Here is a 12293-nt window from a genome sequence, read left to right as displayed (position 1 = left end):
GTATTGAAGAACAAAGCAATAAGCACCGTTACCAAATCGTTACCTGACTTCTTTGAGAATCTCTATAAAAGCTTAGTATTCACCCGATACAGCTTTTTCCTGAAAACTTTAAAATATAATTCTTGCTATCGTCTTCCACTACATTGAAAGAGTGAGTCTGCGGATCATAGGTTACGCTGAATTTAATATCGCGTTCCATATGTGTATGTGTAAATGTTCTGTTTAAATCCATAATCTAAGAACAATTTTATAATACAATGGTTTGTGAAAGCATTTCAATTAATTCAAAAAAAATCCAACGATTTAAATCTAGCCTTGTTCAATATATACAACACACATTAATTATATAAGAACATTTAAAAATTAAAAGTATTATGGATTCATTAGATTTAAAAGGAAGATGGAATATCTTAAAAGGTAAAGTAAAGCAACAATATGCAGATCTAACGGATGATGATCTATTGTATGTTGAAGGAAAAGAAGATGAGCTTTACGGAAAACTTCAGAAAAAAACGGGTAAAACTCGTGAAGAAGTTCAAAGTTGGCTAAAAGACTTAGATAGATAATATCTCGAGGTCTTATAAGAAGGAAACCGTATCAAATTTCAATATTTGATACGGTTTCTTTTTATACCAAATTTTCCAAACAGCAAGACTTAAAACCTTTTTCTATCTTAATTATTTCTTATTCATCTTAATATTTTAATAGAATAAAGATGCCTATTTTCTGTTATTAATGTTTTTATTGTTTGATAACATTTATTTTCAAATCTTCTTGGAAAATAGACTATTTAATCAAAACAATAGCTACATTGCAATGTTGGTTAATTAATTACAATCATCTTTATGAAAATTATTTATACAGCAGATCTTTGTGATATATTTATCTCTGACCTGCAAGTGGCAAAACCTATTGGATTCAGAAATTTTGGTATGAGAACAAACTTTCACGGTAAGATAGTGACGGTTAAAGTTTTCGAAGAGAATGAGCTTATTAAGGAAATCCTTTCTGAAGACGGAAACGGAAAAGTACTGGTCATTGATGGTGGCGGGTCGGATAGGAGGGCTCTTATGGGCGATAACATGTGTAGAATTGCCATAAAAAATGGATGGCGAGGGGTATTAGTCAATGGAGTTATTCGCGATACTTGGGAAATTGCTAAACTAAATTTCGGTATTCAGGCTTTAGGAACTAATCCTTACCGAAGTGAGAAAACAAAAGGCGGGCAAAAGGATATCGAAGTTCAATTTGCTGATATAAAATTTACACCAGGACATTACGTTTATTGTGATGATGATGGAATTGTTGTCTCACCAAAAGAATATTAAAAGTAAGAGGCATTTCATTGAATGCCTCTTTTTATTACTTCAATAATTCAATAATTTTTTCGATCGGTCTTCCAATTGCTGCTTTACCATTCCTAACTACGATTGGCCGTTCAATTAGAATGGGATGCTCAATCATAACATCAATCCATTCTGAATCACTCATATCTTTATCAGCATAATACTCCTTGAAAATCGATTCATTTTTCCGTATCAATTCTATAGGCTTTAGCTTTAGCATTTTAAGAATGTTTGTTAATTCTGATTTATTAGGGATATTTTTTAGGTATTCTTGAATTTCAAATTCTTCATTACCTTTCTTTAAAACTTCGAGTGCCTCTCTGCTCTTACTGCATTTATTGTTATGGTAGATTTTGATCATAGTCTTTCTTGATTTGAGTAATGTTAATCTAAATAAATACTCCTATTTTCTCTATAATTAGAATTATTGACAGTAAAGTAGCAAGGCAAATTATGAACATTAAAATTACCCTATAACCATGGTAAGATGCTGCCCTTCTATCATTTATTTCTTTATTATTTTGATTGCATTCTATTAATCTTTCAATCTGATAGTCTATGAGACGATCAGCAATTAATTCATGTTTATTATATTGCGAAGCTGAAAATAACTCTTTAATTGAACTATATTTTGATTTTAAATCTTTCGATTCATTCCCATATTTATATTTCCCTTTGTAGCCAATAGTGTGATGAAGCACAGAAATTACCCAAAAAAAACTCGCCACACATATGCTCAATAGAGAAATCAAAACTATCCAAAATATATATGGATTGCTGCTATTAGGAAAATAGGTATTTACCACATAAAAAATTCCACTTATAAGAATTGGAAGTATTGTAAGTGATATAGGTAAGGTTTTATCAAATTTATCCTCTCTCTGAAGTTCAAAATTATATTGCTCTTTTAAAATTTCAAGGTATGCGTTTTTAGAATTCATAATAGCAGGTTAAAGTAAATCATCCAAAATAGTTTCATATAATTTAAACAATATCATTTACAGTTTGAGAAAATCTAAAGTGATTTCGTTTTTATGAACTGCAATATAATTTTTTATTATAATTTTTATGATACATCTGTATCACTTAATTTATTTGTATAATATAAATAATTCCAACATTTTTGCATTATCAAATTAGTTTATATGAAGAAAAGTTTATTAGCCCTTGCATTAGGAGGATTAGGAATAGGGGTGACTGAGTTTACGATTATGGGCATGTTGCCTGATGTAGCAAAGGACCTCCAGGTTTCGATTCCGGAAGCAGGGTATTTAATTTCGGCCTATGCTTTAGGCGTTGTTGTTGGAGCTCCATTATTAGTGGTAGGATTAAACAAATTCTCCCCAACCAAAATATTGATTATACTAATGGCCTTATTTACGATTTTCAATGGCCTTTCCATAATAGCACCTGATTATAACTTTCTTTTAGCATCCAGATTTATTGCTGGATTGCCACATGGTGCATTCTTTGGCGTGGGATCCGTAGTCGCAAGTCGGTTGGCAGATAAAGGAAAAGAAGCGCAGGCCGTAGCAACCATGTTTTCTGGATTAACAATAGCGAATCTATTGGGAGTACCGATAGGAACCTATATTGGTCACCATTATTCTTGGAGGTATACCTTTCTATTAATTGCATTTATCGGGATATTGACCATTTTAGCTTTGAAGTTATGGATGCCAAAAACTGAACCTAGAGCCACAAAAGAAAATCCATGGAAGGATTTTTCAATATTCAGGAATAGCAATATATGGTTTATGGTATTGATTTTTTCTTTAGGACCTGGAGCATTATTTGCTTGGATTTCATATATCGCACCATTAATGAGTGAAGTATCCGGAATCAGCAATAGTTATCTTCCTTACATCATGATTTTGGCTGGATTGGGCATGTTTGTTGGAAATCTGATCGGAGGGAAGCTTACTGACAAATTCTCTCCTGTCACGGTAGTTATTTCAGTAATGGCATTACAAATAGTATGTATGCTTTTAATTTACTTTACAGCAAGCAACGCAATAGCGAATTTATTGATGACTTTCCTTACAGGAGTGGCAACATTTGCATTAGTGCCATCATTAACATTATTGCTATTAAATTCCGTTAAATCCAATGCAGAAATGTTAGTCGCATCCTTAGGTCCAGCATGTTTCAATATTGCAAATGCTTTGGGAGCATACTTCGGTGGCTTACCATTAGATAATGGATTCGGATACACTTCCCCAGTACTGGTAGGAGCATTAATGTCATTAGCAGGTATCCTAATAACAGTTCTCTACGTTAGAAAATCTAACAAAATTGAACAAATTACCGAAGAGAAAAATATATTTGCCGATTGTGCTTAAATTAAAAATCCTTAAATTCTTAATCTATAAGTCCATTTAAGACTATATTATACCTCAAATTATTAAAATCTAATAAAATATAAAAGACCTGTTTAAGCAGGTCTTTTATATTTTATTACGTAAAACGTACTTTTGAAGGAGTACTATGCAACGCGTACGTTTACTGCATTTAAGCCTTTTTTACCTTTTTCAACGTCATACGTCACAGTATCGTTTTCACGGATATTATCTCTTAATCCTGTAGTATGTACGAAGATATCTTCACCACCATTATCAGGTGTAATAAATCCAAATCCTTTAGTGTTGTTGAAGAATTTTACTTTTCCTTGTTCCATTGTTATTATATTATTTATTGAATGATATTAAAGAGTTCCCCCTTTATTTTGTTACTAATTTATTCAATTTATTATGAGTTATGGAGCTGTGAATGGAGTTTTGAAATGCAAAATCAATTGTAACTGCACATTTTTCAATAATAAATTTAGCAGCTGAAAATGCAAAAACTAAAAAAGATATGTGTGTCCAGATCGGTTTCAGAATAGCGTCGGCAGAGCCTGTGGATATAAAGGTAAGTTAATTATTTGAAAAAATATAGAAAATCAATTTAATGACAAACTTGTGATGTGCATCACACTCCTATATTTTTCAATTCAAATATTCGTATTAATCAATAAATAAGTATAAAAAAATACTAAATATAATATTTAATAGTATATTTACATACTAAATATTAATAATGAATGTTAATTTAATCAAAGACATACTTGATTTGATTGCAGATTATCAAAGTGAGTATGGTAAAAATTGTTTGGGAACAGTAGCAGATTTTAAGCGTTGGATCGTCGAAAATTATAGGGATGAAGCAAGTTTTTTAGAACCAGAGTGGGAGGGAAAGCATACCGGTCGTTCTCCAGAAAGTGTGATTAGCACCTTGATTGTACATATGAATAGATATGCAAAGAGTTATTCCAAGTCAGCAATGTTTGGTTCTGATTTTTCATCTCAAGAGGATTTTATATTTCTGATTACCCTTAAGTCCTTTGGCGAGATGTCTAAAATGGATCTAATTAAGAAGAATGTGCATGAAAAACCTGCTGGAATTCAAATTATTAATAGGTTAATCTCTCAGGGTTGGGTAGAACAGAAAAATTCTGAAAAAGATAAAAGAAGCAAGGTATTAAAAATTGCAGAGTTGGGGTTGATTGTTCTAGAAAAGCAGATGGATAAAATTAGACATGCTACCAATATTGTAACAGGAAATTTGACCCATCCAGAGAAAATGGAACTGATCCGATTATTAAATAAACTGGAGAATTTTCATCAGCATATTTATGATAAGAATATTGATGCTGAATTTTTATTGGATGAAGCATTGAAAAATAAGAAATAGAAACATGAAAAAGAAAATTGCTATTATAGGATCTGGATTCTCAGGATTATCTGCTGCAGCATACGTCGCAGCAGAAGGGCATGAGGTTCATGTTTTCGAAAAAAATGCGCGACCTGGAGGCAGAGCTAGGCAATTTTCTTCTGACAAAGGCTATGTATTCGATATGGGACCAAGTTGGTATTGGATGCCTGACATCATTGAAAATTTCTTTTCCGATTTTGGACATACATCTGAAGACTTTTTCCGATTGGTTTCCCTTAATCCACAGTTTGAAATGGTTTTTGAAGAGGGGGGTATCAATATTCCTGAAAATTATCAAGAGCTAAAAGAATTATTCGAAAGTCTAGAAACCGGCGCTGGAAAGCGGCTCGACGAATTTATGCAATCCGCAAAATTTAAATATGAAGTTGGAATGCAAAAATTCGTCAATAAGCCTTGCCATTCCTGGACTGAGTTTATGAACCTTGAAATAGCAAAACATGCTATCAAATTAGATCTCTTAACCAACTTTAGAAAATATGTGTCCGGCTATTTTAAGAATCAGAAACTAAGAACTCTAATGGAGTTTCCAGTTATCTTTTTAGGGGCATCTCCCAAAAACATCCCAGCATTGTATAGCTTGATGAACTATGGAGGATATGCATTAGGTACACATTATCCCATGGGAGGATTTTATAAACTGGTACTGGCAATGAAAACCGTTGCTGAACACAATGGTGCAATCTTTCATTTTAATTCTCCAGTTGATAAAATTAACATCTCCAATAAACAGGTAAAATCTTTAAAGGTTAATGGCATTGACCATGATTTTGATGCCGTAATTGCTTCTTCTGATTATCATCATACCGAAACTTTACTGGATAAGGAGTATAGAAATTATGAAGAAGGATATTGGTCAAAAAAAACTTTTGCCCCATCCAGCTTAATCTATTATCTGGGTATAAGTGAAAAAATTCCAAATCTAAACCATCATACCTTGTTTTTTGAAAACGACTTAGATAGTCATATTCATTATATTTATTCCGATAAAATGTGGCCAGAAAAGCCGCTGTTTTATGCCTGCTGTCCATCAAAGACGGACCCAAATGTCGCCCCGGTCAATAAGGAAAATCTTTTCCTCTTAATGCCACTGGCAACAGGCTTACGTGATGATGAAAATACCCGCGAAAGGTATTTAAAGGAAATGCTGTCAAGAATCGAAAAACATACGGGAATTCAGGATCTATATAATAAAATAGAATTTAAAAGGAGTTACTGTGTAAGTGATTTTGTTGAAGATTATAATGCGTATCAAGGAAATGCCTATGGTCTTGCCAATACGCTAAGACAGACCGCTGTGCTAAAACCCAAAATCAGAAATAGAAAATTGAATAATTTATTTTATACCGGTCAGTTGACCGTTCCGGGACCTGGTGTGCCACCTTCAATCATATCAGGTAAGGTAGTCGCTCAAGAAATTAATAATCTATATAAAAAGACCTATGAAACAACTATTTGATGAACTGTCCTTTTCTGTTAGTAAGGTAATTACTAAAAAGTACAGCACTAGCTTTTCCCTAGGGATTTTAGCCTTGAAACCAAATATTAGAAATGCCATTTATGCCATATATGGATATGTTCGATTGGCGGATGAAATCGTTGATAGTTTTCATGGCTATGACAAAGAAAAATTACTTCGTAGATTAAAAATTGAAACTGATAATGCCTTAATTGAAGGGATATCCATTAATCCTATCCTTCAATCTTTTCAAGAAACGGTTCATAAATATAAAATTGACCGTAATTTAATCGATCAATTTCTGCATAGTATGGCTATGGACCTGCAGAAAATAGATTATAATTCTGATTTATATAAAGAATATATCTTTGGATCCGCTGAAGTGGTTGGTTTGATGTGCTTACAGGTTTTTACCGAGGGTAATAAGGAACAGTATGAAAACCTAAAACCCTATGCTATGAAACTTGGGTCAGCATTTCAAAAAATAAACTTCTTAAGGGATCTTAAAGACGATTACCACATCCTTGGCAGGACTTATTTTCCAAACATTGATATGGAAGTTTTCAATAATGAGGTGAAAGAAAAAATTGAAACTGAGATCCATGCTGAATTTAAGGAAGCTTTGGTTGGCATTAAAAAACTGCCTAGTTCAGCTATGTTTGGGGTATACCTTGCTTATAAATATTATCTATCCCTATTCAAAAAGATTAGGAGCAAATCCTCCCATGAAATCTTAAATAATAGAGTTCGGGTAGCTAACTCTGAAAAGGCTTATGTGGCTTTTAAAAGTTATGTCAGATATAAATCAGCTTGGTTATGATCAATTGGAATTTTATAAGTATCATTTCTATATTCTTATTAATTAGTACATTCTCCTTCGCTACCGATACCGATGAGGTCCGAATAAATTATACCAAATGCTTTGAGGACAAAGGTTTGTGTAAATCGATGATTGATAAATTAGAGAATTCCAAATATAACTCAGCTACACATTTGGCCTACTTAGGTGGATTGAGGAGCATCTGGGCAAACCATGCTTCAAACCCATTATCAAAATTAAAAACATTTAAGCAAGGTCGTGAGTATATTGAAGATGCAATAAAAAAAGAACCTCAAAATCCGGAAATTCGTTTTATAAGGCTATCTATCCAAAAAAATGCACCTTCTTTCCTTGGATATAAATCAAATATCAAAGAGGACAAAGAATTTATTAGAAACAACCGTAAACTTTTAGCATCGGAAGTCGTATTAAAAAATGTCAATAATTTATTGGAGGATTAAATGAGATATGAATTGAAACGAGAGCAGATCTTAAAGATTGACTTAGAAACGGCATGAAAATTCTTTTCATCACCTTATAATCTATCAGAGATTACTCCAAATAATATGAAATTTAAGGTTTTGACTAAAGAATTGGGAGAGGAGATCTATGAAGGTATGGTCATTGAATATATTGTTTCACCTATTTTGAATGTTCCTTTAAAATGGAGGACACTTATTACCCAGGTTGATCAATTTAAGAGTTTTACGGATGAACAGGAGAGGGGTCCTTATCGTTATTGGAATCATTACCATGAATTTATTCCTCATCTAGATGGCGTCTTAATGAAAGATACCGTAACATATGAGTTGCCATTTGGTATGATTGGAAATATAGCGCACAGCTTGCTTGTCAAACATAAACTAGAGGGTATCTTTGATTATAGAAAAGTGATATTAAATAAGTTGTTTAATAAAAAAAGTTAATTATGAATGTCTTGATAACCTTGCTAACTTTTATTTTAATGGAGGGTGCTACCTGGATCATACATAAATATATTATGCATGGGTTCTTATGGGTTCTGCATAAGGATCATCATGACCACAGCAATGATGGACCATTAGAAAAAAATGATTACTTCTTTGTCATATTCGCCATACCTACTATTGCCTTGATGTATTTTGGATCCCTGGATAATTATAATGAACTATTTTTCATTGGACTCGGCATTATGCTTTATGGAATGGCCTATTTTTTTGTTCATGATATTTTTATCCATCAACGAATCAAATTGCTAACTAAAACAGAAAATCCTTATTTCTTAGCATTACGCAGAGCTCATAAACAACATCATAAGCATACAGGTAAATACCATGGCGAATGCTTTGGTTTTCTATATGTTCCTATAAAGTATTTTAAAATGTATTTTAATTCAGTCAAGAAATAATGGAATACACCTATATCCTTATACTTTTCTTTACAGTTATAATCTGTTTTATAGCATCATTTGATAGAAGAATTCGTTTCGATCATTATTTTGGAAGCTTTCTTCTCGCTGCTGTTATTGTCGCTATTCCCTTTATCGCTTGGGATATCTGGTTCACCGCCCATGGCGTTTGGTGGTTTGATACTAAGTATACCTTAGGGTTGGTTATTGCGGGTTTACCTTTGGAAGAATGGTTGTTTTTTATCTGTATCCCCTTTTCCTGCATTTTTACGTACTACTGTATCGATAAATTTTTCAACCTAAATTGGCTTCAAGGTTTCAATAATCTAATAGTATTTATTACTATAATCGTCTGCTCATTAATCGGTCTCTTGCATCATGATAAGATCTATACCTTGGTGACTGCTATTGCTACATTAGGCACCGTTATATTTCTTCATTTCATAGCTCGGGTAGACTGGATTGGAAAAGCATCATTAGTATTTACAATTCTTATGCTCGGTTTTTTTCCCGTTAACGGCGTTTTGACCGGAACTGGTATTGAAAGCCCAATCGTTAACTATAATCCCGACAATTTTTTAGGTATACGTTTGCTAACCATACCAATTGAAGATGCAGTATATGGATATTCACAGTTCTTGCTTGTTCTCTATTTTTTCAAAAAATTTACTGCAAAAAAAACGCTAACTAAAAGCTAGCGTCCTTCATCATCCTATTTAATATTCTAAGTCGAAAATTTACTTCTTCTTGGATTTATGCGATTCTTGACATCTTATAAACCGAAAGATCTTTTTGTAGCATTTTACGTGCAACATGGATTCTTGTTTTTACAGTTCCATCAGGTATCTGTAGATGTTCAGCGATTTCATAATATTTATAGCCTTCAAAATACATAACAAAAGGTGTGTAATATGCTTCAGGAAGTTTCATCAACGCCTCCTGAATATCAGCTCCCATAAATGTATTTTCAGCATTATTCCTAACCGCAGACTTCGAAAGGTCTGAAGCTGTTAATTCCTCTTTCTGAGAAACAATTCCATTACTGATCGTTTTCCTTCGATAATTGTTTATAAAAGTATTACGCATAATGGTATAAATCCAGCCCTTTAAATTAGTTCCTTCTTTATAACTGTCAATATACTTATAAACTTTAATCAAAGTATCTTGCAATAAGTCCTCGGCATCGTTCGAATTGTTTGTGAATTTTTTCGCATAATCCATTAATACTTGGGACTGGCCCATCACATCTTTATTGAAGTTAAATTTTCCCATTTTGTTAGTGTTTATAGTTTATGTGTGCTCTTACTTATTCAAACACTATGCGTAAATACATGAAATGGCAAAAAATATTGTTATTGTATTGTAATAAATTGTTTAATAGACTTTTATGATGTTTTATTAATTATTGCAAAATGATAAATTGACTAAAATGAATAAAGAAATGTCTATAATTCACTACATGTTTTTTATCAATATTCGGTAATTTTAACATTTCCTTAACACTTTGGAGTAGATGATTTCAACTCAATTCTTTTCTCAAATTATTTTAATTAAAGTAGTTTATCATATTATGAGTTTAAATACAAACCCACAATAAACCTCTAATAAAGCATTATATAATATTGCTTTTCAACCCTTAAAAGAGTTCAAGCAATATTTATTAAGGCAATCTTTGCATGTATTATCTTATCTCAATAAGCCTACTGACCAATCGGCCAAAACCCTTAATCTCTAAATGTTCATCCCTGATTTCTAAAATTCCGTAAGCATTTTGGTCCTTTGTTTCCACCATGCCTTCCAGAGTAATCAACGGTAAGCCTTCATAATTCACAAAATTACCGGTATGATGATGTCCAGATATTACAGCTTTGACCGACCTATGACTTACTAATACTTTCAATAAATCCTGATTGTTTAATATTTCCAAACCATTCTCCAGCAAAATAGGATGGTGGCTAAATACAATGATTATTTTCCCAGCCCTTTCTGCACGATTAATCTCCTTTTTTAACCAAGTCATTTGAGTTTTACTTATGCCACCGTTCCAGGGCTGCACATTTTCTCGACCCAAGGCTTTCTGACGACTTTCCAATTCCAAAAACTCCTTTTCCATTTTAGAGCCCTTTTCAACAGCATAAGAAGAAAGTTCATTGCTGTTCAAAAAAATAAAATGCCACTCCCCTTTATTTACCACATAATAATCTTTCTGCATTCCAAACTTTTGATAAAGCTTAGAATCAAATTCCTTCGGGTAATCATGATTACCTAATAATCCATAAAAAGGGGCATTAAGTTTTTTCAATCTACTTAAAATCGGTTCAAGATCCTTGGGACCTTCATCCACAAAATCCCCAAATACAGCTGTAAAATTTAAAGAATCCTGATTCAAAGAATGTATAGCATCATCCAACTTATCCAAAGAAGCCCTATAAAACCTAGTCTTTCCATCATCCTTATCTGCATATTGAATATCAGCAATCAAACCAATCCTTAAATTCTGATTATTTACCTGCGCATATCCATTAAGATTAAGAAAAATGAACAATAAAAAACAAAGCTGATAAATTTGATATTTCATATAAAGTTGGTTAGTTAATACATTCATTTAATAACTAAATATAATACCTTATCTAATACAGATAGACACTTCCAATAGTATTTATTTAAACTAGAGTATATATTAAAAATAAAAAATAAGCGACATTATTACAGAATTTTACATAATATAAGAAAGAATAAATACCCATAACATTTTGTTAGTTAAATCCACAACATGAAAAACGATATTTTTAATAGACTTAAATTAGGTGCAACTGTAATGCCGAATGATCCAGAAGCCTTTAAACTTCGAGAAGCCTCGTTTAAGACCAAAGAATTGTTAATAAAAATGAATAATTCATCTGATCCCCAGGAAATCCGTGAATTGTTGAGCCAAATTACAGGATCTGACATTGACCCTTCAGTGGGAATTTTTACACCATTATATATCAATTATGGCAAAAACCTGAAAATTGGAAAGAATGTATTTATAAATTTCGATTGTGTATTTCTAGACCTGGCCTCCATTACTATTGAGGATAATGTTTTAATAGCACCAAAAGTTAGCATCCTAACAGAAGGACACGCTCTAAACCCAGATGAACGTTCAGGATTAATAACAAAGCCAATCCACATAAAAAGAAACGCCTGGATAGGAGCCAATGCAACCATCCTACAAGGAGTAACCATTGGAGAAAATTCAGTCGTAGCCGCAGGATCCGTCGTCTCCAAAGACGTCCCCAACAATGTAGTAGTCGCCGGCACCCCCGCCAAAATAATTAAGAATATTTAATAAAATTTAATCACCCCCAAACCAATCCCCCAAACCAATCCCCCAAACCAATGGCCCAAAACTTTCACACCAATACTTTCCCCAATCCTTTCCCCCCAATCCTTTCACCCCAATACTTTCCCCCAATCCTTTCACCCCAATACTCTTCAACAATACTAAGCCCAATACTCTTCAACAAT

General features: G+C 32.8%; 17 protein-coding genes. 11 read left to right on the top strand and 6 right to left on the bottom strand.

From position 1 onward, the window contains the following. Positions 1-79 precede the first annotated feature (79 nt). Positions 80-232 carry a hypothetical protein gene (locus E0Y80_RS20315; RefSeq protein ID WP_156309478.1) on the bottom strand — a complete coding sequence of 51 codons (153 nt, stop codon included), beginning with the start codon at positions 230-232 and terminating at the stop codon, positions 80-82. Positions 233-374: 142 nt separating this feature from the next. On the opposite strand from E0Y80_RS20315, the gene E0Y80_RS20310 reads away from it, so the two are divergent. Together E0Y80_RS20310 and rraA are read left to right on the top strand one after the other, a co-directional pair. Continuing rightward, a complete protein-coding gene (locus E0Y80_RS20310; protein WP_156309477.1) occupies positions 375-566 on the top strand; it encodes a CsbD family protein in 192 nt (63 codons plus the stop codon). A gap of 279 nt (positions 567-845) precedes the next feature. Then, a complete protein-coding gene (gene rraA, locus E0Y80_RS20305) occupies positions 846-1328 on the top strand; it encodes a ribonuclease E activity regulator RraA (protein ID WP_156309476.1) in 483 nt (160 codons plus the stop codon). A 34-nt stretch (positions 1329-1362) separates the two neighbouring features. Here the strand turns inward: rraA and arsC are convergent, their stop codons facing one another. After that, a complete protein-coding gene (arsC, locus tag E0Y80_RS20300) occupies positions 1363-1707 on the bottom strand; it encodes an arsenate reductase (glutaredoxin) (RefSeq protein WP_156309475.1) in 345 nt (114 codons plus the stop codon). Positions 1708-1735: 28 nt separating this feature from the next. Next, a complete protein-coding gene (locus E0Y80_RS20295; protein WP_156309474.1) occupies positions 1736-2287 on the bottom strand; it encodes a hypothetical protein in 552 nt (183 codons plus the stop codon). Positions 2288-2491: 204 nt separating this feature from the next. On the opposite strand from E0Y80_RS20295, the gene E0Y80_RS20290 reads away from it, so the two are divergent. Then, positions 2492-3688: an MFS transporter gene (locus E0Y80_RS20290; protein ID WP_156309473.1), complete on the top strand. Its 1197-nt coding sequence runs from the start codon at positions 2492-2494 to the stop codon at positions 3686-3688. Between the two features lie 143 nt (positions 3689-3831). Here E0Y80_RS20290 and E0Y80_RS20285 read toward each other — a convergent pair whose 3' ends face one another. Next, positions 3832-4023, bottom strand: coding sequence for a cold-shock protein (locus E0Y80_RS20285; protein WP_156309472.1), 192 nt, complete (start codon positions 4021-4023; stop codon positions 3832-3834). A 401-nt stretch (positions 4024-4424) separates the two neighbouring features. Between E0Y80_RS20285 and E0Y80_RS20280 the strand changes: the two genes are divergently transcribed. From E0Y80_RS20280 to E0Y80_RS20250, 7 genes are all read left to right on the top strand, one after another. Continuing rightward, a complete protein-coding gene (locus E0Y80_RS20280; RefSeq protein ID WP_156309471.1) occupies positions 4425-5078 on the top strand; it encodes a MarR family winged helix-turn-helix transcriptional regulator in 654 nt (217 codons plus the stop codon). A gap of 4 nt (positions 5079-5082) precedes the next feature. Next, positions 5083-6576, top strand: coding sequence for a phytoene desaturase family protein (locus tag E0Y80_RS20275; RefSeq protein ID WP_156309470.1), 1494 nt, complete (start codon positions 5083-5085; stop codon positions 6574-6576). Further along, positions 6560-7396, top strand: coding sequence for a phytoene/squalene synthase family protein (locus E0Y80_RS20270; protein ID WP_156309469.1), 837 nt, complete (start codon positions 6560-6562; stop codon positions 7394-7396). The genes E0Y80_RS20275 and E0Y80_RS20270 overlap by 17 nt, the downstream gene beginning before the upstream one ends. Continuing rightward, positions 7393-7857, top strand: coding sequence for a hypothetical protein (locus E0Y80_RS20265; protein ID WP_156309468.1), 465 nt, complete (start codon positions 7393-7395; stop codon positions 7855-7857). Before E0Y80_RS20270 ends, E0Y80_RS20265 begins: the two co-directional genes overlap by 4 nt. A gap of 105 nt (positions 7858-7962) precedes the next feature. Then, a complete protein-coding gene (locus E0Y80_RS20260) occupies positions 7963-8322 on the top strand; it encodes an SRPBCC family protein (RefSeq protein WP_231596120.1) in 360 nt (119 codons plus the stop codon). 2 nt (positions 8323-8324) lie between these two features. Then, on the top strand, positions 8325-8783 hold the full coding sequence (locus E0Y80_RS20255) for a sterol desaturase family protein (protein ID WP_156309467.1): 459 nt from the start codon (positions 8325-8327) through the stop codon (positions 8781-8783). Further along, positions 8783-9481, top strand: coding sequence for a lycopene cyclase domain-containing protein (locus E0Y80_RS20250; RefSeq protein ID WP_197091701.1), 699 nt, complete (start codon positions 8783-8785; stop codon positions 9479-9481). The genes E0Y80_RS20255 and E0Y80_RS20250 overlap by 1 nt, the downstream gene beginning before the upstream one ends. A gap of 55 nt (positions 9482-9536) precedes the next feature. On the opposite strand, the gene E0Y80_RS20245 is transcribed toward E0Y80_RS20250, so the two are convergent. After that, complete coding sequence (locus tag E0Y80_RS20245) at positions 9537-10055, bottom strand: RNA polymerase sigma factor (protein WP_156309465.1); 519 nt, start codon at positions 10053-10055, stop codon at positions 9537-9539. A 409-nt stretch (positions 10056-10464) separates the two neighbouring features. Then, a complete protein-coding gene (locus E0Y80_RS20240) occupies positions 10465-11361 on the bottom strand; it encodes a metallophosphoesterase (protein ID WP_156309464.1) in 897 nt (298 codons plus the stop codon). Positions 11362-11556: 195 nt separating this feature from the next. Between E0Y80_RS20240 and E0Y80_RS20235 the strand changes: the two genes are divergently transcribed. Beyond that, positions 11557-12114, top strand: coding sequence for a sugar O-acetyltransferase (locus tag E0Y80_RS20235; protein WP_156309463.1), 558 nt, complete (start codon positions 11557-11559; stop codon positions 12112-12114). Positions 12115-12293: the final 179 nt, after the last annotated feature.

It is taken from the genome of Sphingobacterium endophyticum (assembly GCF_009733535.1).
Classification (GTDB): Bacteria; Bacteroidota; Bacteroidia; order Sphingobacteriales; family Sphingobacteriaceae; genus Sphingobacterium; species Sphingobacterium endophyticum.
The sequence above is the reverse complement of the archived record's forward strand: the minus strand, read 5'-3'. Positions and strand labels throughout refer to the sequence as shown.